Source organism: Burkholderia sp. KBS0801 (genome assembly GCF_005937855.2).
Lineage (GTDB): Bacteria > Pseudomonadota > Gammaproteobacteria > Burkholderiales > Burkholderiaceae > Burkholderia > Burkholderia ambifaria.
Genome location: NZ_CP042177.1, coordinates 723,299 through 746,311, shown reverse-complemented (window position 1 = coordinate 746,311; position 23,013 = coordinate 723,299). Strand labels below are relative to the sequence as shown.

Genomic DNA, 23,013 nt, shown 5'->3' with positions numbered 1-23,013 from the left:
CGGCATGAAAACCGGTAATCAGTTCAACACTGTCGCGCTCGTCGGCCGGAGCAACACGCCCGGCATCGCCGAGCCGCTCACCACGCTGGCCGGCTGCATCGCGAAGCTGGGCTTCGAGGTCGTGTTCGAAGTCGACACCGCTCGCGAGATCGGCATCTCCGGCTATCCGGCGCTCACGCCGGCCGAGATCGGGGCGCGCGCGGACGTGGCGGTCGTGCTCGGCGGCGACGGCACGATGCTCGGCATCGGCCGCCAGCTCGCGCCGTACAAGACCCCGCTGATCGGGATCAACCACGGGCGGCTCGGCTTCATCACCGACATCGCGGCCGCCGACATGCAGGCGCGCGTGCCGGTGATCCTGTCGGGCAAGTTCGAGCGCGAGGAGCGCTCGCTGCTCGAGGCGCGGATCGTGCGCGACGGCGAACCGATCTACCACGCCCTCGCGTTCAACGACGTCGTCGTGAACCGCAGCGGCTTTTCCGGGATGGTCGAGCTGCGCGCGTCGGTCGACGGCCGGTTCATGTACAACCAGCGTTCGGACGGCCTGATCGTCGCCACGCCGACCGGCTCGACCGCATACGCGCTGTCGTCGGCCGGCCCGATCCTGCACCCGCAACTCCAGGGCATCGTGCTCGTGCCGATCGCGCCGCATGCGCTGTCGAACCGGCCGATCGTGCTGCCCGACGATTCGAAGATCGCGATCCAGATCGTCGGCGGCCGCGACGTCAACGTGAACTTCGACATGCAGTCGTTCACCGCACTCGAACTGAACGACACGATCGAGGTGCGCCGCTCGAAGCACACGGTGCCGTTCCTGCATCCGGTCGGCTACAGCTACTACGCGACGCTGCGCAAGAAGCTGCACTGGAACGAACACGCATCGAACGAAGACGACACGGCGTCCTGACGCACCACAGCCCGACACCATGCTCCGCCACCTCTCGATTCGCGACTTCGTCATCGTCGCCGCGCTCGATCTCGAATTCGACAGCGGCTTTACCGTCTTTTCCGGCGAAACCGGCGCCGGCAAATCGATCCTGATCGACGCCCTTGCGCTCGCGCTCGGCGAACGCGCCGACGCGAGCGTCGTGCGCGCCGGCTGCGGCCGTGCCGACATCACCGCCGAATTCACGCCGCACGACCGCGTCGCGCGCTGGCTCGACGAGCACGCGTTCGACGCCGAGGACACCGTGATGCTGCGCCGCGTGATCGACGCGAACGGCCGCTCGCGCGCGTTCATCAACGGCACCAGCGCGACGCTCGCGCAACTGCGCGAGCTCGGCGAGATGCTGGTCGACATCCACGGCCAGCACGCGCACCAGTTGCTGATGCGGCCCGACGCGCAGCGCGAGCTGTTCGACACGCACGCGGGGCTCGTCGCCGATGCCGCGAACGTCGCCCGCGCGTGGCGCGTCTGGCGCGACGCGACGCAGGCGATCGACGCCGCGAAGGCGCACGAGCGCGAACTCCAGCTTGAGCGCGAAAAGCTCGCGTGGCAGCTCGCCGAGCTCGACAAGCTCGCGCCGCAGCCGGGCGAATGGGACGAAGTCGGCAGCGAGCACAAGCGGCTGTCGCACTCGGCGAACCTGATCGCCGGCGTGCAGGGCGCGCTCAACGCGCTGTCCGAGGCCGACGACGCGATGCTCCCGCAGCTCGGCGCGATCGTGTCGAAGCTGCGCAATCTGGCCGACTACGACACCGCGCTCGGCGATGCGCTCGCGTCGCTCGAACCGGCCGAGATCCAGTTGCAGGAAGCCGTCTATTCGCTGTCGCACTACGCGCAGCGCCTCGATCTCGACCCGGCCCGGCTCGCGCAGGTCGAAGCGCGCCTCGACGCGCTGCACACGACCGCCCGCAAGTTCCGGCTGCCGCCCGGCACGCTGCACGAGGAACATGCGGCACGTCGCGCGCAGCTCGCCGCGCTCGACGCGGCCGCCGATCTCGGCGCGCTCGAAGCCGCGCAGGCGAAGGCATGGGAAACCTATCTCGCCGACGCGAAACACCTGTCGAAGGCCCGCACGCAGGCGGCGAAGGCGCTCGGCACGGCCGTCACGGCCGGCATGCAGGAACTATCGATGGCGGGCGGCAGCTTCGAAGTCGCGCTCGTGCCGCTCGCCGACGGCGGCCCGCACGGGCTCGAGCAGGTCGAATTCCGGGTCGCCGGGCACCCCGGCGTGCCGCTGCGCCCGCTCGCGAAAGTCGCGTCGGGCGGCGAACTCGCGCGGATCAGCCTCGCGCTCGCGGTAATCGCGAGCGCGGCAAGCCCGACGCCGACGCTGATTTTCGACGAAGTCGACACGGGGATCGGCGGCGGCGTCGCCGAAGTGGTCGGCCGCCTGCTGCACCAGCTCGGGCGCGACCGCCAGGTGCTGTGCGTGACGCACCTGCCGCAGGTGGCCGCGCGCGGCGACCATCACTATCAGGTCGCGAAAGGCGCCGACGACCGCGGCGGCACCGTGTCGTCGGTCATCCCGCTCGACAAGGCGAGCCGGGTCGAGGAAGTCGCACGGATGCTCGGCGGGCTCGAGATCACCGCGACGACGCGCAAGCACGCGAAGGAAATGCTGGCGGCCTGACGCGGGCACCTTGGCCGAATGCAAAAAGACCAGCGCATGCGCCGGTCTTTTTTTGGCGAGCGAGCGCTCGATCACACTGGCTCAGTGCTGCGGGCCGCGAATTCGAACGTCCGGCTCAAACGCCCGTTTCGATCGCCCCGAACACCCGCGTCCAAAGCGCCGTCACGGCCGCCCGCTCGTCGGCCACCAGGCCCGGATCGACCCGCGCCTTCTCCATCCCGTCGAGCCGCAGCTTGTGCTGCAGCTTCCGGTACTTGCGGTACGCCGCGCCGACACGCTCGGCTTCGTCCTCGCCCATCAGCCCGAAGCGCGCGACCTCGCGCAGCAGCGCGATGTTGCCGGTGTTGCGGATCAGCTCGGCATCGCTCGACGCATGCAGCAGCACCCAGTACTGGACGATGAACTCGATGTCGACCATCCCGCCGCGATCGTGCTTCAGGTCGAACAGCGCGGTCTGGTTCGGATGGCCCGCGAACACCTTGCCGCGCATGTCGACGATTTCCTTCGCGAGCACGTCGCCGTCGCGCGGCGTCGTGAGCACCTGCTGGCGGATCGCCTCGAAGTCCGTGCCGATCTGCGTGTCGCCCGCGCTGTAGCGCGCGCGCGTGAGCGCCTGGTGCTCCCACACCCACGCGGTGTTCGCCGCATCGCCCTCGCGCAGCTGGTAGCGGCGGAACGCGTCGAGATCGGTCACGAGCAGCCCGGCCTCGCCGTTCGGCCGCAGCCGCAGGTCGATGTCGAACAGCGCGCCCGCGCCGGTCGCGGTCGTGAGCCAGGTGATCAGCCGTCGCGTAAATGTCGTGTAGACATCTGCCGAGCGCTCGTCGGGATCGTCGTACAGGAAGATCAGGTCGAGATCCGATGCGTAGCCGAGTTCCTTGCCGCCGAGCTTGCCGTACGCGATCACCGCGAACTTGGGCACGTCGCGATGGCGCTTCGCGAGCTGCGACCAGACCACTTCGATCGTCACGTCGAGCACCGCATCGGCAAGCTCGGACAGGCGATCGCTCACGTGTTCGACCGACAGCTGGCCCGCCAGGTCGATCAACAGGATGCGGAACACCTCCGCGTGCTGCGCATGCCGCAACAGGTCCATCTGCTGCTCGGGGCCGTCGGCCGCCGCGAGACGCGCGCGCAGCGCATCCTTGAACGCCGGCCAGTCGAACGGGCTCGCGATCGCTTCGTCGTCGAGCAGTTCGTCGAGCAGCTGCGGATGACGGATCAGGTAGCCGCCGCCCCAGCGCGTCGCGCCGAGCACGGACAGCACGCGGTCGAGCGCGGCCGGGTACTCGGTCAGCAGCGCGAGATAGACGCCGCGCCGGCTGACAGTCTCGAGCAGGTCGAACAGCCGCACGACGGTTTCGTCGCGGCGCGCGGCGTCGATCCGCGGCGCGGCCTCGAGCGCGCGCTGCGCGACGCTGTCGAAGCGCTGCCGGCTCTTTTCCGGCAGGCCCGCGTAGCGCGACGACTGCCAGATCGCGCGCAGCCGCGCGAGCACGGCCGCCGGATCGGCGAAGCCGAGGCCATCGAGGCGCGCGAGCAGCGCGTGGTCTTCGCCGTCGTCGGCGAGCGCGCCGCTCCAGATCCACGCGGCCGCCGTGTCCTCGCCGGCCGCGCAGGGGCCGCCGCTCACCTTGTCCGCGAAAATCTGGTCGAACTGCGCCTCGACGAACGTGCGATGGCCATCGAGCACCGTCATCAGCGCCGCGTAGTCCGCAAAGCCGAGCGACGCGGCCAGCGCCGCGCGCTCGTCCGGATCGACCGGCATCGCATGCGTCTGCGCGTCGTCGCGGTACTGCAACCGGTGCTCGAGCGTGCGCAGGAAGTTGTATGCGTCGGTCAACCGCTCGCGCACGTCCTCGCCGATCAGCCCGCGCGCCTGCGCATGGCGCAGCACCGCGAGCGTCGGCCGCACGCGGAACCCCGCATCCTGGCCGCCGCGGATCAGCTGGAACACCTGCGCGCTGAACTCGATCTCGCGGATCCCGCCGCGCCCGAGCTTGATGTCGTCGGCCTTGTCGGGCCGCATCGACGCGCGGCGCGCGGCTTCGTGGCGAATCTGCTGGTGCAGCGAACGGATCGCGCCGATCACGCCGAAGTCGAGATAGCGGCGGTAGACGAACGGCTTGACGATCGATTCGAGCTGCGACTCGAGCCGCCGCGCCGCGTCGCTGTCGCCTTCCGACACGAGCCGCCCCTTGATCCACGCGTAGCGCTCCCATTCGCGGCCCTGCACGTAGAAGTATTCCTCGAGCATCCCGAGGCTGCAGACGAGCGGCCCCGAATCGCCGTTCGGGCGCAGCCGCATGTCGACGCGAAACACGTAGCCGTCGGCCGTGACCTCGGACAGCACGCCGATCAGGCGCCGGCCGAGCCGCGTGAAGTATTCCTGGGTGGACAGCGGCGAGCGCGTGCCGCCGGCCGTCTCGCCGTCGTCCTCGTAGACGAAGATCAGGTCGATGTCCGACGACACGTTCAGCTCGCGGCCGCCCAGCTTGCCCATCCCGACGACGCCGAGCACGACGCGCTGGCCGTCGGCGCCGCGCGGCTCGCCGTACATCGCCTCGAGCTCGGCGGACAGCAGCACGAGCGAGCGCTGCACGGCCGCTTCGGCCAGATGGGTCATCGCGCCCGTCACCTCGGCGACGCTCGCGAGGCCGCGCAGGTCGCGCTCCGCGACCGCGCCGAACACTTCGACACGCAACTGCCGCAGCGCGCGCTTCAACTGCTCGTCGCTCGGCGCGGCCGTGCCGGCCGGCGGCGCGAGCAGCTCGCTCAGGCGCGCGTCGAGCTGCGCGCGGGACAGCGGCGCGGCGGCCCACGCGGCGATCCGCTCGGACAGCGCGGGACGCGCGGCGGCCGCGCGGGCGATATAGCGGGAGTAGGACGGGCTGATCAGGGCGGAAGCGTCGGTCATCGAAAAGCGGGCCTGGCGGTAAGGCCCGCCGCCGCGGGCGACGCATGCGCGCCCCGCTGCCGACAGGCTCCTTGGATTCGGCGCGGCATCGCGGCGCGGGTGCGCCGCCGCGAAAACCGCGCGCCGGAAAGCCCGTGCCATGCTGCCCCAACGGCCGCCGGCACGAACCCCTGTGATACATTTCAACGTCAGTCTGCAAAACTACCATATCGCCGCCCTTCCGCCGCATGTCCGACCGTCAGGAATCCGCCGTACCTGCGCCCGAAGCGGGACCTCCGAAGCACGATCATCCTGTCCTGCGTCGCGTGTTCAGGGTGACGCTGGCAGTCGGTATCGGCACCTACTTCGTCGCGTCCGCCTCGTTCCTCGGGCTGCGCTACGTGCTGCTGCCGCGCATCGACGAATTCCGCCCGCGCATCGAGCGCGCGGTGTCCGACAAGCTCCACGCGCAGCTTTCGATCGGCAGACTGTCTCCCCACTGGTCCGGCATGCAGCCGGGCGTCGAAGTCACCAACCTGACGATTCGCGGCCGTGACGGCCGGATCGCGCTGTCGGTCCCGCACGCGACAGCCGCGCTGTCTTGGATGTCGCTGCTGCGGCTGTCGCCCGCGCTGTCGAGCCTGATCGTCGACCACCCCGACCTCGTCGTCGCGCGTGCGGCCGACGGCTCGCTGAGCGTCGCGGGAGTCGGCGTCGCGACCACCCATGGCGGCAACGACACGTTCAGCACGTGGCTGCTGAAGCAGGAAGCGATCGTGCTGCGCAACGGCACGCTGCGCTGGCGCGACGCGCAGCACGACGCACCGGAGCTCGCGCTGTCGGGCATCCGCCTGGCGGTGCTCAACCACGGCCGCGTGCACAAGGCCGCGCTGCAGGCGCCGGCGAACGGCACGCTGCTGCTCGGCCCGCTCGATTTCCGCGCGCGCTTCCGGCACAAGCCGCTCCAGCCGATCGGCAAGCCGACGAACTGGACCGGCGACGCGTACCTGTCGACCGGCCCGGTCGACCTGCAGACCCTCGGCCGCTATCTCGACATTCCGCTCACGATCCATGCGGGCCGGATCGACAACGCGATCTGGGCGACCTTCGAGGACGGCCACCTGCGCTCCGCGGGCGGCGACCTGCAGGGCGCCGACGTCGTGCTGCGCGTGCGGCCGACCCAGCCGCGCCTCGACGTGCCGACAGTCGGGTTCGGCTGGGACATGGCGCTGAACGCCGGCCGCGACTACACGCTGCACCTGACGCGCTTCAACGCGGAGCTCGGCCAGCCGCCGCTGCCGGACGGCACGCCGCTCGCTCGCTCGCTCGCGCTGTCGACGCTGACCGCCCGCTACCGCGTACCGGCCGCCGACCAGGGGCAACTGCTGAGCGTCGTCGGCGACCGCGTCGATCTCGGCATCCTCAGCGAGTTCATCCGCGGGCTGCCGCTGCCGGCACGCCTGCGCAACGAGCTGATCAAGCTCGACCCGCGCGGGATGGTGTCGAACTATCACATCGAGGTCGAACGCGCGAAGCCGGCGCGGCCCGAGCTCGCCGACGAAGAGCGGCGCATGGGCGCCGCGCCGATCGTGCGCTACCGCTTCCTCGGCGATCTGCAGGGCATCAGCGTCGCCGCGCAGGAGCCGCCGCCGGGCCTTTCCCCGCGCGGTCACCCGCGCGCCGGCTGGCCGGGCGTCGAGAATTTGTGGGGCCGCATCGATGCGAACGAGACCGGCGGCAGCGCGCACTTCGACACGGTCAACGCCGCGGTCACGGTGCCCGGCGAATTCGACCAGCCGCGCCTGACCTTCGACCGGCTGCGCGGCAACGCGAAATGGGTGATCACGCCGGCGCCGGGCGACAAGCACGCGCGCGTCGACGTGACGTTGCCCGACCTGCTCGTCTCGAACCCCGATGCCGAGATCGCGGTGTCGGGCTCGTACACGAACCCCGGCCACGGCCGCGGCTCGCTCGACCTGCGCGCGGATTTCGCGCGCGCGTCGGTGGCGCGCATTCCGCGCTACCTGCCGACCGGGATGTCCGAACGCCTGCGCCAGTATCTCGGCCATGCGCTGCAGGACGGCCAGGTGACCAAGGGCGCGTCGATCGTCGCGCGCGGCCCGCTGGAGAAATTCCCGTTCTCACACGAGCCGGATGCCGGCGTGTTCCATATCGTCGCGCCGTTTACCGGCGGGCGCTTCGAGCCGACGCCGTACCCGCCGCGCAAGCTCGCGAACGGCACGCCGAGCGTCTGGCCGGCACTCGACGCGATCGACGGCGTGTTCGAGCTCGCGCAGAACAAGCTGCACTTCGACATCGCCCGCGCGCGCTACAAGCGCGTCGCGCTGACCCACGTTGCCGGCCGGATCGACGATCTCGGCAACCCGTCGAAGTCGCCGCTCATCATCGACGGCCATGCGCAAGGCCCGCTCGCGGACCTGATCGACTACGCGGACAACAGCTCGCTCGGCACGATGAGCGGGCACATCGGCCAGCGGATCGACGCGCAGGGGCCCGCGGCGCTCGCGCTCAAGATCACGATTCCGCAGCACGTGCCGCATCCGCATACGCACGTCGAAGGCGCCCTCGCGTTCGGCGGCAACACGCTGTCGACCGACGGCGTGCCGCCGCTGTCCGCGCTGCGCGGCAGCGTGCGATTCAGCGAGGCCGGCGCGTCGCTGCACGACCTGTCGGGGCGCTTCCTCGGCGGCCCGGTGCGCGCGAACGGCAACTTCCAGTCGCATGGCCCGTACGCGGTGAACGTCGACGGCAAGCTCGCGCTCGACGCCACGCGCGGCCTGAACCTGCACGGCACGGCCGCGGCGCTGCTCGAGCACGTGGTCGGCGACGCGCCGTACCACGTCGCCGTGCGCGGCGCGCCGGGCCGCCTGCCGGAGGTCGCCGCGCATTCCGACCTGACGGGCGTCGCGCTGAACTTCCCCGCGCCGTTCGCGAAACCGGCCGGCACGCCGATGCCGTTCCGCTTCACGCTGCAGCCGGCCGCCGAGGCGGACGGCAAGCGCCTCGAACATGCCGACCTGACGCTTGGGCCCGTGTCCGCGACCTACCTGCTGGACGCGACGCGCGGCCAGCCGCTGCGCGCGGTGCGCGGCGCGATGGGCATCCACCGGATGCCCGACCTGCCGCAGGACGGCGTGAGCGCGGCCGTCGACGTCGACGAACTGGACGCCGACGCATGGCTCGCGCTGGCCCGCACGCTGCAGCACGACACCCCGCGCGCACCGGAGCAGGCCGCGCCGCGCATCGACGTCGCGAGCTTCACGCCGAAGCGCTTCGCGCTGCACTTCGGCACGCTGAAGCTGCTCAAGCGCAACTGGGAAAACGTGATCATCGGCGCGTCGCACGTCGACGAGCTGTGGCAGGCGAACATCGCGTCGAACCAGGTCTCGGGCTACCTGTCGTGGGCGCAGGGCGGCGGTCACAACGGCGCGGGCGTGCTGAACGCGCGGCTCGCGAAGCTCGTGATTCCGCAGAGCGCGCAGCACGACCTCGTCGGCCGTGCGATGAACCTGCCGACGCCGACCGACCGGCCGATGCCGTCGGTCGACCTGATCGTCGACCAGGTCGTCGCGCGCGATCACGACATCGGCCGGCTCGTCGTCAATGCGCGCAACATCGACGAGGACGGCGCGCCGGTGTGGCAGCTCGACAAGCTCGAGCTGGCGAACCCGGCCGCGAAGCTGACGGCGACCGGCAACTGGCGCACCTCGCGCCGCGCGCTGGCCCGCGGCGTTGACGAAAACGATGCGCCGCGCCGCAGCGTGTTCGACTTCAAGCTCGACATCGGCAACGCGGGCGCGCTGCTCGATCTCGTCGGCCTGCCGCGCACGGTCGCGAACGGCCACGGCACGGTGACCGGCAAGGTCGGCTGGCGCGGCGGCCCCACCGCGGTCGATCTGCCGTCGCTCGGCGGCCAGGTCGCGGTCGATCTCGAGCACGGCCAGATCCTGAAGGTGGATCCGGGTGCCGCGAAACTGCTCGGCGTGCTGAGCCTGCAGAGTCTCGCGCGCTTCCTGACGCTGAATTTCCGCGACGTGGTCGGCAAGGGGCTGCCGTTCGACAAGATCACCGGCACCAGCCGGATCTCGAACGGGATCGCGCGCACCGACGACTTCTCGATGACGACGGCGCCGGCGAACGTGACGGTGCGCGGTGCGGTCGACCTCGGCGCCGAGACGCAGGACCTGCACGCGCACGTCGCACCGAAGATCGGCGCCGGCACGGCGGCGATCGCGGCCGCGATCATCAATCCGCTGCTCGGCGTCGGCGTGCTGGCCGCGAACTACGCGCTGTCGGAGACGCTGTCGCACGCGTTCGCGCTCGACTACGCGATCACGGGCTCGTGGGCGCATCCGCACATCGAGCGGGTGCGGGGCGATCAGGGTAAGATGAATCACGGTCCGGCCGATGCGGCGAGCCATTGACGCGCGCAGGGTGCCGGGCCGCACCCTATTTATGACGCAATCGATCCAGCGATGACCGATCACACCCGTTCCGCCACGCCCTTTCGGGTCGCCGCGCTGCAGATGGTGAGCACGCCGGATGTCGCGCGCAATCTCGCCGAAGCCGGCCGCCTGATCGCGGAAGCGGCCGGCGACGGCGCCCAGCTCGTGTTGCTGCCCGAGTATTTCTGCTTCATGGGCCACCGCGACACCGACAAGCTCGCGCTCGCCGAACCCTACCGCGACGGTCCGATCCAGCAGTTTCTCGCGCAGGCCGCGCAGCGTCACGGCATCTGGGTGATCGGCGGCACGCTGCCGCTGAAGGCACCGGAGCCCGATCGCGTGCTGAACACGACGCTCGTGTTCGATCCGAGCGGCCACGAGGCCGCCCGCTACGACAAGATCCACCTGTTCAACTTCGAGAAAGGCGACGAATCGTTCGACGAGGCCCGCACGATCCGCGCGGGCGAGACGGTCGTCGCGTTCGACGCGCCGTTCGGGCGGGTCGGCCTGTCGGTCTGTTACGATCTGCGCTTTCCGGAGCTGTATCGCCGGATGGGCGACTGCGCGCTGATCGTCGTGCCGTCGGCGTTTACGTATACGACGGGTCGCGCGCACTGGGAAATGCTGCTGCGCGCGCGGGCCGTCGAGAACCAGTGCTACGTGCTCGCGGCCGCGCAGGGCGGCAAGCACGAGAACGGCCGGCGCACCTGGGGCCACAGCATGCTGATCGACCCGTGGGGCGAGATCGTCGCAGTCCGCGACGAAGGCGCGAGCGTCGTGACCGGCGCGCTCGATCCGCAGCGTATCGCCGACGTGCGCCAGAGCCTGCCCGCGTGGCGGCATCGCGTGCTGGCCTGACCCGCTGAACCGCCCCGGCGCTTGAAACGCCGCCCGGCCAACCCATCTGCCCAGAACGCACCCGACAACTTTTTGAGAACCCTCGATACCCGCATGAACATCATCGAACCCGGCATCCGCAATCTTGCGCTGGCGAAGGACATCCTCCTCACGCCGTACGGCCTCGACGAGAGCCTGCTCACGCGCACGATCGCCGACATCTTCACGCATCGCGTCGACTACGCGGACCTGTACTTCCAGGCGACCCGCAGCGAAGCGTGGAGCCTCGAGGAAGGCATCGTGAAGTCGGGCAGCTTCAGCATCGACCAGGGCGTCGGCGTGCGCGCGGTCGCGGGCGACCGCACCGCGTTCGCTTACTCGGACGACCTGTCGCCGGAAGCCATCGCGCAGGCGGCCGCGGCCACCAAGGCAATCGCGGCGGCCGGCGGCGGCCGCCAGAAGATCAGGGCCGCGACGTCGCTGACGGGCATCTCGGGCCGCGACCTGTACCTGCCGTCCGATCCGCTCGCGTCGCTCGACGCGACCGCCAAGGTCAAGCTGCTCGAGCGCATCGAGCAGATGGCGCGCGGGCGCGACCCGCGCGTCACGCAGGTGATGGCGGGTCTCGCCGGCGAATACGATGTCGTGCTGGTCGCGCGCAGCGACGGCGCGCTTGCGGCCGACATCCGCCCGCTCGTGCGCGTGTCGGTCACGGTGATCGCCGAGCAGAACGGGCGCCGCGAGATCGGCTCCGGCGGCGGCGGCGGCCGCTTCGACTACGCCTACTTCACCGACGACGTGCTGTCGCGCTACGTCGACGACGCCGTGCACGCAGCGTTGGTGAACCTCGACGCCCGCCCCGCACCGGCCGGCGCGATGACGGTCGTGCTCGGGCCGGGCTGGCCGGGCGTGCTGCTGCACGAGGCGATCGGCCACGGTCTCGAGGGCGACTTCAACCGCAAGGGCTCGTCCGCGTTCGCCGGCCGCATCGGCGAGCAGGTCGCCGCGAAGGGCGTGACGGTGGTCGACGACGGCACGCTGCCGAACCGCCGCGGCTCGCTGAACATCGACGACGAAGGAAACCCGACGCAGTGCACGACGCTGATCGAGGACGGCATCCTGAAGGGCTACATCCAGGACACGCTGAATGCGCGCCTGATGAAGATGCCCGTCACCGGCAACGCGCGGCGCGAATCGTACGCGGCGCTGCCGATGCCGCGCATGACCAACACGTACATGCTCAACGGCGACAAGGATCCCCAGGAAATCATCGCGTCGGTGAAGAACGGCCTGTACGCGGTGAACTTCGGCGGCGGCCAGGTCGACATCACGAACGGCAAGTTCGTGTTCTCGGCGTCCGAGGCGTACATGATCGAAAACGGCAAGGTCACCTACCCGGTGAAGGGCGCGACGCTGATCGGCAGCGGCCCGGAATCGCTGAAGTACGTGAGCATGATCGGCAACGACATGTCGCTCGACTCGGGTGTCGGCGTGTGCGGCAAGGAAGGCCAGAGCGTGCCGGTCGGCGTCGGCCAGCCGACCCTGCGGATCGACAAGATGACGGTCGGCGGTACGGCATAACCGCATCGCGACGCAGACAATCCGCGCATTTTGACAACAACGCGCGGATTGTCCGCATTTTTTGACGCCCCGGCTTGCCAGCCGCCCGGCGACACGGTATAAATTCCGAATCAACTTTTTTGACGAACCGAATCTCCGTCATGTCCGCCAAGTTTTATTTTTACTTTTTTTGGCATCTCAGACCGCTGGCGGATCGAGAGGGTTGATGGCGCGTGAAGCGCAACCGAAATTCCCGAAAAACCGCCGGCGAACCCGGCGGTTTTTTTTCGCCCTTCGCCAGCCGGTCGCCGCCGCAGCGGTCCCGCGGCCGCGGTCGACACCACTGAATTGCCTGAATCGATGAATTTGCCGCACGCGTAGTCATTGGGCGGCGCCCTCAACAGCTTTGCATGGGGCCGGAGCAAGTGCCGAAGCACTCGAGCCGGTCGACACAGGAGAAAACAGCATGCCCCCGCACAACACCGACGATGTCCGCATTCGCGAACTCAAGGAACTGACGCCGCCCGCCCACCTGATCCGCGAATTCGCGTGCTCCGAGGCCGCGTCCGAGCTGATCTACCACTCGCGCCAGTCGATGCACCGCATCCTGCACGGGATGGACGACCGGCTGATCGTCGTGATCGGGCCGTGCTCGATCCACGATACGAAGGCGGCGATCGAGTACGCGGGGCGGCTCGTGAAGGAGCGCGAGCGCTTCAAGGGCGAGCTGGAAATCGTGATGCGCGTGTACTTCGAAAAGCCGCGCACGACGGTCGGCTGGAAGGGGCTCATCAACGATCCGCACCTGGACAACAGCTTCAAGATCAACGAAGGGCTGCGCACCGCGCGTGAGTTGCTGCTGCATATCAACGAGATGGGGCTGCCGGCCGCCACCGAATACCTCGACATGATCAGCCCGCAGTACATCGCCGACCTGATCTCGTGGGGCGCGATCGGCGCGCGCACGACCGAGTCGCAGGTGCACCGCGAGCTGGCGTCGGGGCTGTCGTGCCCGGTCGGCTTCAAGAACGGCACCGACGGCAACGTGAAGATCGCGGTCGACGCGATCAAGGCCGCGTCGCAGCCGCACCATTTCCTGTCGGTGACCAAGGGCGGCCACTCGGCGATCGTGTCGACGGCCGGCAACGAGGACTGCCACGTGATCCTGCGCGGCGGCAAGGCGCCGAACTACGACGCGGACAGCGTGAACGCCGCGTGCGCGGACATCGGCAAGGCCGGCCTCGCCGCGCGCCTGATGATCGACGCGAGCCACGCGAACAGCTCGAAGAAGCACGAGAACCAGATTCCGGTGTGCGCGGACATCGGCCGCCAGGTCGCGGCCGGCGACGAGCGCATCGTCGGCGTGATGATCGAGTCGCACCTCGTCGAGGGGCGTCAGGACCTGAAGGAAGGCTGCCCGCTGACGTACGGCCAGAGCATCACCGATGCGTGCATCGCGTGGGACGACAGCGTGAAGGTGCTCGAAGGCCTCGCGGAATCGGTGAAGGCACGCCGCGTCGCGCGCGGCAGCGGGAACTGACGGACGTGAACTGGCTGAACCGCCATGGCCCGCCTGCCGGCGGCTTGGCCATGCGGTCAGCCTGCGGCCGTCATTTCACTCTCTTAAACTAGCTAATACCATCTCGCTAACCAGGGAGCGGCCATGCCGACCGTCAACATGCACGATGCCAAGTCGCGGCTCTCGAGCCTCGTCGAAGCGATTGAATTGGGGCGCGAGTCAGAAGTCGTGATCGCCCGCAATGGCCATCCCGTTGCCCGAATCGTTCCTTACGCGGCGCCGAAGCGGATCGGCGCCGCCCGTCAATTGCTTGCCGGGCTGAACATCCCGACAACCGTCGAGGCATTCAATGCCGGCGACGAATCGATCGCTTCCGACTTTGATGCCAGCTCGGAACGGGGACTCGCACCATGAAGCTGCCGCTCGATACGTACATCGCACTATGGGCGGCTGAAGGCGCGCCGCAACTTTCCGCGACTGCGGTCGCGTTGATCGAGCCCCCCGAGAACACGCTGTACGTCAGCGCCGCGTCCATCTGGGAAATCGCGACCAAATATCGCAAAGGCAATCTGCCCGTCCATCCGCGCGATGCACGTTCGGCGTTCCGGCTCGCAGGTTTTACCGAGTTGCCGATCAGCAGCGATCATGTTGAGGGCGTCGCCGCGCTGCCGGATTTTCCGGATCATGCCGATCCGTTCGACCGCGTGATGGTCGCGCAGGTACTCCATGAAGGCATGCCGCTCGTCAGCGCCGATCCGAAAGTGTGGCGCTATCACTCCACGCTGATGCTGCGTGCCTGACATCGTCATGCACGCGACAAAATCGAAGCCCGGCTCGCGCCGGGCTTTTTTACTGGCCTGAGACCGTCCGTTCGCGCATCACTCGAGCGCGCCCGAGCCGAAGATCTCGGTGTTCACACGCTCCGGCGCGACGCCCAGCGCGACGAGCGCATCGCGTTGCGCCTTCATGAACGCGATCGGGCCGCAGATGTAGTAGTCGGCATCCGGCACCAGCGCATGCTGCTTCACACGTTCCGGCGTCAGGCGCCCTTCGAGGTCGTGATCGACACCGGCACGGTCGTTCGGGCCGACCAGCTCGTACAACACCGTGCGCTTCACGTTCGCGTGCTCGCGCGCCGCGTCGTTCAGCCAGTCGCGGAACGCGTGCACCGCGCCCGAACGGCATGCGTGGACGAACCGCACTTCGCGCTTGCTGCCTTCGGCGATCAGTGTCGACGCCATCGACATCATCGGCGTGATGCCCACACCGCCCGAGATCAGCACGACCGGCGTCTCGACATCGCGCTTCAGCGAGAAGTCGCCCATCGGCGCGGTCACTTCGACGATAGCGCCCTCTTCCACGCCGTCGTGCATCAGCGTCGACACCTTGCCGGCCGGGATCGCTTCCGGCCTGCCGGCCTCGCGCTTCACCGAAATGCGCAGCCACTTGCCGTGCGGCGCGTCGGACAGGCTGTACTGACGCGGCTGGTCGACACCCAGATCGCCGACGAAGCGCTTCACCGAGATGTACTGGCCCGGCTCGAACTTCGGCGCGTCGCCGCCGTCGGCGGGGGTCAGGTAGAACGACGTGATCTCGTCGCTTTCGCGCACCTTGCGGGCGACCTTGAACGGGCGGAAGCCGCTCCATGCGGCGTTCGCGTACAGGTCGGCCTCGGCGCCGATCATGATCTGCGCGAGCTGGCCGTACGCGACGCGCCAGGCTTCGAGCGTTTCCGCGTCGACCGCGTCGCCGAGCACTTCGACGATCGACGCGAGCAGGTTCTCGCCGACGATCGGGTAATGCTCCGGACGGATATTGAGGCTCGCGTGCTTGTGCGAGATGCGCGACACCGCGCCGCCCAGCGCACCGAGGTTGTCGATGTTCGCGGCATACGCGTAGACCGCCTTCGCGAGCGTTTCCGGCTGGCTGCCGGTCTTCTGGTGCGTCTGGTTGAACAGGTTCTTCAGTTCCGGATGACGCGCGAACATGCGCTGATAGAAGTGCTTCGTGATCGTCGCGCCGTGCTCGGCAAGGACGGGGGCGGTGGCCTTCACACGGGCCATCTGGTCAGCGGTGATATGGGTCATGTGCGTTCTCCGTTAAACATGCACACACGATACATCTTTAAAATCCAAGCGCCCCTCGGACAAATTGTCGCAGCGCGGAAAACGATGGCGCGCGTCAGCGCACGCGCCCGCGCTCCCACAGCACGTCCGAGCCGCCGTCCGCGCGGTTCAGCACGCGCGCCAGCACGAACAGCAGGTCCGACAGCCGGTTCACGTAACGCCGCGGCGCATCATTGAGCGTGTCGGTGCGCCCGAGCGCAACGATCGAGCGCTCGGCGCGGCGGCACACCGTGCGGCACACGTGCGCCAGCGATGCCGCGCGCGAGCCGGCCGGCAGGATGAATTCCTTCAGCGGCGGCAGCGTCGCGTTGTAGTCGGCGAGCCATCGGTCGAGGCGCGCGAGGTGCGTGTCGTCGAGCACCCCATGGCCGGGGATGCACAGCTCGCCGCCCAGATCGAACAGGTCGTGCTGGATCGTGACGAGCGCGGTGCGGACGTCGTCCGGAAGCGGCTCGGCCAGCAACACGCCGAGCGTCGAGTTCAGCTCGTCGACGTCGCCGATCGCGGCGATCCGCGTGTCGTCCTTGCCGATGCGGCGGCCGTCGCCGAGGCCGGTGGTGCCGTCGTCACCCGTGCGCGTGGCGATCTTGCTCAAGCGGTGGCCCATGCGAATGTCCTCTCGTGCGCGGCCGCAGCGCGGCCAGGTGGGATTGGTACGCGATTATCGCAGGCCGCGGCGGGGGCCGCAGCGGACGTTGCAGCGTAGAATGAACCGAAAGTTGACAAGCAGCCGTCAGGAGACACGAGTGAATCACCCCCACACGCCGGCCGCCACGCGCCGCCCCCTCCCGCCCGCGATGCTCGATGCGCTGCGCGCCGCCTTCGGCGAGCGCGTGTCGACCGCCGACGCAGTCCGCGCCCATCACGGCCGCGACGAATCGCCGTTCGATCCGCAACTCCCCGACGTCGTCGTGTTCGCCCGCAGCGCGGATGAAGTCCGCGAAGTCGTGTCGCTGTGCGCGCTCTACAGCGTACCGCTGATTCCGTACGGCGCCGGCTCGTCGCTCGAAGGCCACCTGCTCGCCGTGCGCGGCGGCGTATCGCTCGACCTGTCGGAGATGAACCGCGTGCTGTCGATCAACGCGGAAGACCTGACCGTCACGGTCGAACCGGGCATCACGCGCAAGGCGCTCAACGAAGCGCTGCGCGACACCGGCCTGTTCTTCCCGATCGATCCGGGCGCCGACGCCAGTATCGGCGGGATGACCGCGACCCGCGCGTCCGGCACCAACGCCGTGCGCTACGGGACGATGCGCGAGAACGTGCTCGGCCTGAGCGCCGTGCTCGCCGACGGCCGCGTCGTGAAGACAGGCTCGCGCGCGCGCAAGTCGTCGGCGGGCTACGACCTCACGCGCCTGTTCGTCGGCTCCGAAGGCACGCTCGGCGTGATCACCGAGATCACGCTGCGCCTGCATCCGCTGCCCGAAGCCGTGTCGGCCGCGATCTGCACGTTCCCGTCGATGGGCGACGCGGTGCGCACCGTGATCGAGACGATCCAGATCGGCGTGCCGATCGCGCGCGTCGAATTCGTCGATGCGCTCGCGGTGCGCTCGATCAACCGCCATTCGAACCTGACGCTCGCCGAAGCGCCGACGCTGTTCTTCGAATTCCACGGCACCGAAGCCGGCGTGAAGGAACAAGCCGAGCTCGTGCAGGCGCTCGCGGGCCAGAACAACGGCCAGGGCTTCGAATGGGCGACCCGCCCCGAGGACCGCACGCGGCTCTGGGCCGCGCGCCACAACGCGTACTTCGCGATGCTGCAGTTGAAACCCGGCTGCCGCGCGGTGACGACCGACGTGTGCGTGCCGATCTCGCAGCTCGCCGCGTGCGTCGAGGAGACCGAAGTCGACCTGCGCGCGTCGTCGCTGCCCTGCCCGATCGTCGGCCACGTCGGCGACGGCAATTTCCACGTCGCGATCCTGATCGATCCCGACAAGCCCGACGAACTCGACGAAGCCGAACGCATCAACGACCGGATCGTCGAGCGCGCGCTGCGCCTCGGCGGCACCTGCACCGGCGAACACGGCGTCGGGCTGCACAAGATGCGCTTCCTGCCGAAGGAGCACGGCGACAACGCGATCGACGCGATGCGCGCGATCAAGCTCGCGCTCGATCCGCGCAACCTGATGAATCCCGGCAAGATCTTCACGTGCTGACACGGCGGCGCGCCGCCGCGCCGCCGCAGGAGACCCAATGAACGCTTCCGTCGAACTGTCGAGCGCGACCCGCGCGCAGCGCCAGCGCGAAGTCGTGCAGGCGCTGATGGCCGTGCTGCCGACGCATTGCCTGCTGTTCCGCGACGAAGACACCGCGCCGTACGAATGCGACGGCCTGTCCGCGTACCGGCGGCTGCCCCTCGCGGTCGCGCTGCCGGAAACCGAATCTCAGGTGCAGCGGATCGTGCAGATCTGCCGCCGCATGGAAGTGCCGATCGTGCCGCGCGGCGCGGGCACGAGCCTGTCGGGCGGCGCGCTGCCGATCGGCAACGGCGTCGTGCTGTCGCTCGCACGCTTCACGCGCATCGTCGAGGTCGATCCGTACGCGCGCACGGCCACGGTGCAGCCCGGCGTGCGCAACCTCGCGATTTCGGAAGCCGCCGCGCCTTACGGGCTGTACTACGCACCCGATCCTTCGTCGCAGATCGCGTGCACGATCGGCGGCAACGTCGCGGAAAATTCCGGCGGCGTCCACTGCCTGAAATACGGGCTGACCGTGCACAACGTGATGCGCGTGCGCGCGGTCACGATCGAGGGCGAGATCGTCGAATTCGGCTCGCTCGGCCTCGACACGCCGGGCCTCGACCTCCTCGCGGTGATGATCGGCAGCGAAGGGATGTTCGCGATCGTCACCGAGGTCACGTTGAAACTGATCCCGAAACCGCAGACCGCGCAGCTCGTGATGGCGAGCTTCGACGATGTCGTGAAGGGCGGCGAGGCGGTCGCCGCGATCATCGCGTCGGGCATCATCCCGGCCGGGCTCGAGATGATGGACAAGCCGGCCACCCAGGCCGTCGAGGCGTTCACGCACGCGGGCTACGACCTCGACGCGAAGGCGATCCTGCTGTGCGAATCGGACGGCACGCCGGAGGAAGTCGCGGAGGAAGTCGTGCGCATGACGGCCGTGCTGCGCGAGCATGGCGCGACGCGCATCCAGGTGTCGCGCAACGAAAGCGAGCGGCTGCGCTACTGGTCGGGCCGCAAGAACGCGTTTCCGGCAGCCGGGCGCATTTCCCCCGATTATTACTGCATGGACGGCACCGTGCCGCGCCGCGCGATCGGCCCGCTGCTCGCGCGCATCGAGCAGCTCGAGACGCAATACGGATTGCGCTGCATCAACGTGTTCCATGCCGGCGACGGCAACATGCATCCGCTGATCCTCTACAACGCGAACGATCCGGACGAGCTGCACCGCGCCGAGCAGTTCGGCGCCGAAATCCTCGAATGCTGCGTGGAATTCGGCGGCAGCGTGACGGGCGAGCACGGCGTCGGCATCGAAAAGCTCAATTCGATGTGCGTTCAGTTCTCGCCGCAGGAGCGCGACGCGTTCTTCGCGGTCAAGCGCGCATTCGATCCGGCCGGGCTGCTCAATCCCGACAAGGGCATTCCGACCCGCGCGCGCTGCGCGGAATACGGTCGCCAGCACGTGCGCGGCGGGCTGCTGCCGCACCCCGACCTGCCGCGCTTCTGAGCACCGCGCGGCGGCGCGCCCCGTCCCGACGCGCGGGCCGCGACGTGCCGCCCTGCCCGCGCGCCGGCCATCCGCGCGGCGGCGCCTGCATGCGTTCGTGATACGGGGCTTAGGGATAGTCGCGATGTGGATTCGCGCCACCCCGGTACAATCGACCGGACAACAAGACGAGACGGCAACAGAACATGGAAGAGGACGACATCGTCGCCGGGTGGGCAGAGCGCATCCGTGCCGCCAGTGCCGACGGCCGGCCGCTGCGGATTCGCGGCGGCGGCACCAAGGACTGGTACGGCCAGGCGCTGGACGGCGAAATACTCGACACGCGCGCGTTGCAGGGCATCGTGTCGTACGACCCGGCCGAACTCGTCGTCACGGTCCGCGCGGGCACGCCGCTCGCGCAGCTTGAAACCGCCCTCACCGAGTGCGGCCAGATGCTGCCGTTCGAGCCGCCGCACTTCGGCCGCACGGCTACCGTCGGCGGCTGCATCGCGGCCGGCCTCGCGGGCCCGCGCCGCGCGACCTGCGGCGCGCCGCGCGATTTCGTGCTCGGCGTCACGCTGATGAACGGGCGCGGCGAGCTGCTGCGCTTCGGCGGTCAGGTCGTGAAGAACGTCGCCGGCTACGACGTGTCGCGGCTGATGGCCGGCTCGCTTGGCACGCTCGGTCTGATGCTGGAGCTGTCGATCAAGGTGCTACCGGTGCCGGTCGCCGAAGTCACGCTGAAGTTCGAGATGACCGCGACCGACGCGGTGCGCAAGCTCAACGAATGGGGCGGCCATCCGCTGCCCGTCAGCGGGAGCGCGTGGCGCAACGGCACGCTGGTGCTGCGGCTGTCTGGCGCCGAGGCCGCCGTGAAATCGGCGAAGACGCTGCTCGGCGGCGAAGTCGTCGACGCGGTCGAGGCCGAGCGCTTCTGGGCCGGCCTGCGCGAGCATGCCGATCCGTTCTTCAACGGCATCCCGCCCGGCTATGCGCTATGGCGCCTCGCACTGCCGTCGATCACCGAACCGATGCACCTGCCCGGCACCCAGCTGATGGAATGGGGCGGCGCGCAGCGCTGGTGGATCACCGACGCCGATGCGCAAACGGTGCGCATGAGCGCGAAGCAGGCCGGCGGCCATGCGACGCTGTTCCGCGCGGGCGACTCGTACGACCGCAGCGCGGGCGTGTTCACGCCGCTGCCCGCGCCGCTGATGAAGATTCACCGCGGGCTGAAGGCTGCGTTCGATCCCGCACGCATCTTCAACCGCGGGCGGCTCTACCCCGAGCTCTAAATGCAAACGAACCTCGCCGATTTCATTCGCAACACGCCCGACGGCGACGAGGCCGACGCGATCCTGCGCAAGTGCGTGCATTGCGGCTTCTGCACCGCGACGTGCCCGACCTACCAGTTGCTCGGCGACGAACTCGACGGCCCGCGCGGGCGCATCTACCTGATCAAGCAGATGGTCGAAGGCGCGCCCGTCACGCGCAGCACGCAGCAGCACCTCGACCGCTGCCTCACCTGCCGCAGCTGCGAGACGACCTGCCCGTCGGGGGTCCAGTACGGCAGGCTCGTCGAGATCGGCCGCAAGCACGTCGAGGCGCAGGTGCGGCGCCCGGTGCAGCAGCGAATCCTGCGCCGCGTGCTCGCGAGCCTCGTGCCGAACGCGGCGCTGTTCTCGCCGGTCATGCGGCTCGGCCAGCACGTGCGGCCGCTGTTGCCGAAACGGCTGCGCGACAAGGTACCGCCGCGCCAGCGGCTGCTCGAATGGCCGCAGCGCACGCATCCGCGCAAGATGCTGATGCTCGGCGGCTGCGTGCAGCCGTCGATGCTGCCGAACATCAACATCGCGACCGCGCGCGTGCTCGACGCACTCGGCGTCGAGACGATCGTCGCGCCCGACGCGGGCTGCTGCGGCGCGATCCGCCTGCACCTGAACTATCACGACGAAGCGCTCGCCGACGCACGCCGCAACATCGACGCGTGGTGGCCGTATATCGAGCAAGGTGCCGAAGCGATCGTCATGAACGCATCGGGCTGCGGCGCGACGGTGCTCGAATATGCGCACCTGCTGCGTGACGATCCGGCCTATGCGGAAAGAGCGCAGCGCATCGTCGCGCTGACGCGCGACATCTCCGACGTGCTGCTCGCGTTCGAGGCCGAGATCGCGACGCTCGCGCGGCGCCGCGCGATCCATACCGTCGCGTACCACCCGCCGTGCACGCTGCAGCACGGCCAGCAGTCGCGCGGCAAGGTCGAGCGCCTGCTCGAGACGCTCGGCATCGAGGTGCGGCTGCCGGCCGACAGCCATCTGTGCTGCGGATCGGCCGGCACCTATTCGCTGACGCAGCCGTCGCTGTCGTACCGGCTGCGCAAGCAGAAGCTGCTGAAGCTGCAGGCACTCGAGCCGCAGATGATCGTGTCCGGCAACGTCGGCTGCATCGCGCACCTGCAGAGCGGCACGCAGATTCCGGTCGCGCACTGGATCCAGCTCGTCGAGCATCTGCTGTACGGCTAGCGCGGCGCCGGGCCGGCCGGTCGCGCACTGCATCGCGTCCGTATAATGGGCGAATCGATGCGGCGCGTGCCGTGCCGCATTCGCTGCCGTATTAGCCGTGGTATCCGCTTCTCGTGCCTGCTTCCGTGCCCGTCATGTCCGATTTCGCCGCCCGTCTCGACTCCGTTCACCGCCGCATCGCCGACGCCGCCCGCGCGGCCGGCCGCGATCCCGCCACCGTCTCGCTGCTCGCCGTGTCGAAGACGTTTCCCGCCGACGACGTGCGCGCCGCGCATGCGGCCGGACAACGCGCGTTCGGCGAAAACTACGTGCAGGAATCGATCGACAAGATCGACGCGCTCGCGGATCTGCGCACCGGGCTCGAGTGGCATTTCATCGGGCCGCTGCAATCGAACAAGACGCGCCCGGTGGCCGAACGGTTCGACTGGGTCCATTCGATCGACCGGTTGAAGATCGCGCAGCGCCTCGCCGAACAGCGCCCCGCGCACCTGCCGCCGCTCAACGTGTGCGTGCAGGTGAACATCAGCGGCGAGGCGTCCAAGAGCGGCGTCGCGCCGGCCGACGTGGCCGAGGTCGCGCGCGCGGTCGCCGCGCTGCCGACGCTGCGCCTGCGCGGCCTGATGGCGATTCCCGAACCGGCCGGCGATACCGACGCGCAGCGCGCGCCGCATCGTGCGCTGCGTGCGCTGTTCGATACGCTGCGCGCCGACGGCCTGCCGCTCGACACGTTGTCGATGGGCATGTCCGCCGATCTCGAGGCCGCGGTGCTCGAAGGCGCGACGATCGTGCGCGTCGGAACCGCGCTGTTCGGCGCACGCGACTATTCGCACTGAGCGCCTCCCCTG

16 protein-coding genes are annotated in these 23,013 nt (G+C 69.2%); 13 read left to right on the top strand and 3 right to left on the bottom strand.

The genetic code is table 11. The annotated features are described in order from the left end of the window. Positions 1 to 4: 4 nt before the first annotated feature. Together FFI87_RS03585 and recN are read left to right on the top strand one after the other, a co-directional pair. Positions 5 to 907, top strand: coding sequence for an NAD kinase (locus tag FFI87_RS03585; protein ID WP_006752731.1), 903 nt, complete (start codon positions 5 to 7; stop codon positions 905 to 907). 19 nt (positions 908 to 926) lie between these two features. Further along, complete coding sequence (recN, locus tag FFI87_RS03580) at positions 927 to 2,576, top strand: DNA repair protein RecN (RefSeq protein WP_011656032.1); 1,650 nt, start codon at positions 927 to 929, stop codon at positions 2,574 to 2,576. Between the two features lie 115 nt (positions 2,577 to 2,691). Here the strand turns inward: recN and glnE are convergent, their stop codons facing one another. Beyond that, positions 2,692 to 5,493, bottom strand: coding sequence for a bifunctional [glutamate--ammonia ligase]-adenylyl-L-tyrosine phosphorylase/[glutamate--ammonia-ligase] adenylyltransferase (gene glnE / locus FFI87_RS03575; protein WP_138848210.1), 2,802 nt, complete (start codon positions 5,491 to 5,493; stop codon positions 2,692 to 2,694). A gap of 227 nt (positions 5,494 to 5,720) precedes the next feature. Between glnE and FFI87_RS03570 the strand changes: the two genes are divergently transcribed. From FFI87_RS03570 to FFI87_RS03540, 6 genes are all read left to right on the top strand, one after another. Further along, positions 5,721 to 9,917, top strand: a complete 4,197-nt coding sequence (locus FFI87_RS03570) for a YhdP family protein (RefSeq protein ID WP_138848211.1) — start codon at positions 5,721 to 5,723, stop codon at positions 9,915 to 9,917. A 51-nt stretch (positions 9,918 to 9,968) separates the two neighbouring features. Beyond that, positions 9,969 to 10,796 carry a carbon-nitrogen hydrolase family protein gene (locus FFI87_RS03565; protein WP_138848212.1) on the top strand — a complete coding sequence of 276 codons (828 nt, stop codon included), beginning with the start codon at positions 9,969 to 9,971 and terminating at the stop codon, positions 10,794 to 10,796. A 93-nt stretch (positions 10,797 to 10,889) separates the two neighbouring features. Next, positions 10,890 to 12,356, top strand: a complete 1,467-nt coding sequence (gene tldD / locus FFI87_RS03560) for a metalloprotease TldD (RefSeq protein WP_012363145.1) — start codon at positions 10,890 to 10,892, stop codon at positions 12,354 to 12,356. A 445-nt stretch (positions 12,357 to 12,801) separates the two neighbouring features. Then, the gene (gene aroG, locus FFI87_RS03550) at positions 12,802 to 13,875 is read left to right on the top strand and encodes a 3-deoxy-7-phosphoheptulonate synthase AroG (protein ID WP_012363144.1); all 1,074 of its coding nucleotides are present in this window, start codon (positions 12,802 to 12,804) and stop codon (positions 13,873 to 13,875) included. Between the two features lie 123 nt (positions 13,876 to 13,998). Next, positions 13,999 to 14,268: a type II toxin-antitoxin system Phd/YefM family antitoxin gene (locus FFI87_RS03545; protein WP_138848213.1), complete on the top strand. Its 270-nt coding sequence runs from the start codon at positions 13,999 to 14,001 to the stop codon at positions 14,266 to 14,268. Then, positions 14,265 to 14,654 (top strand): type II toxin-antitoxin system VapC family toxin, encoded by a 390-nt coding sequence (locus tag FFI87_RS03540; RefSeq protein WP_138848214.1) that lies wholly within the window; start codon positions 14,265 to 14,267, stop codon positions 14,652 to 14,654. Before FFI87_RS03545 ends, FFI87_RS03540 begins: the two co-directional genes overlap by 4 nt. Before the next feature lie 78 nt (positions 14,655 to 14,732). On the opposite strand, the gene hmpA is transcribed toward FFI87_RS03540, so the two are convergent. Together hmpA and FFI87_RS03530 are read right to left on the bottom strand one after the other, a co-directional pair. Then, positions 14,733 to 15,941, bottom strand: coding sequence for an NO-inducible flavohemoprotein (gene hmpA / locus FFI87_RS03535; RefSeq protein ID WP_012363142.1), 1,209 nt, complete (start codon positions 15,939 to 15,941; stop codon positions 14,733 to 14,735). A 94-nt stretch (positions 15,942 to 16,035) separates the two neighbouring features. Continuing rightward, positions 16,036 to 16,587, bottom strand: coding sequence for a cob(I)yrinic acid a,c-diamide adenosyltransferase (locus tag FFI87_RS03530; RefSeq protein ID WP_012363141.1), 552 nt, complete (start codon positions 16,585 to 16,587; stop codon positions 16,036 to 16,038). Positions 16,588 to 16,726: 139 nt separating this feature from the next. Between FFI87_RS03530 and FFI87_RS03525 the strand changes: the two genes are divergently transcribed. From FFI87_RS03525 to FFI87_RS03505, 5 genes are all read left to right on the top strand, one after another. Continuing rightward, positions 16,727 to 18,136 (top strand): FAD-binding oxidoreductase, encoded by a 1,410-nt coding sequence (locus FFI87_RS03525; protein WP_012363140.1) that lies wholly within the window; start codon positions 16,727 to 16,729, stop codon positions 18,134 to 18,136. Positions 18,137 to 18,173: 37 nt separating this feature from the next. After that, positions 18,174 to 19,667 carry an FAD-linked oxidase C-terminal domain-containing protein gene (locus FFI87_RS03520; RefSeq protein WP_011656020.1) on the top strand — a complete coding sequence of 498 codons (1,494 nt, stop codon included), beginning with the start codon at positions 18,174 to 18,176 and terminating at the stop codon, positions 19,665 to 19,667. A 185-nt stretch (positions 19,668 to 19,852) separates the two neighbouring features. Then, positions 19,853 to 20,941, top strand: a complete 1,089-nt coding sequence (glcE, locus tag FFI87_RS03515; protein WP_012363139.1) for a glycolate oxidase subunit GlcE — start codon at positions 19,853 to 19,855, stop codon at positions 20,939 to 20,941. Continuing rightward, positions 20,942 to 22,168 (top strand): glycolate oxidase subunit GlcF, encoded by a 1,227-nt coding sequence (gene glcF / locus FFI87_RS03510; RefSeq protein WP_138848215.1) that lies wholly within the window; start codon positions 20,942 to 20,944, stop codon positions 22,166 to 22,168. Between the two features lie 134 nt (positions 22,169 to 22,302). Continuing rightward, the gene (locus tag FFI87_RS03505) at positions 22,303 to 23,001 is read left to right on the top strand and encodes a YggS family pyridoxal phosphate-dependent enzyme (RefSeq protein WP_012363137.1); all 699 of its coding nucleotides are present in this window, start codon (positions 22,303 to 22,305) and stop codon (positions 22,999 to 23,001) included. The last annotated feature ends 12 nt before the right edge of the window (positions 23,002 to 23,013 follow it).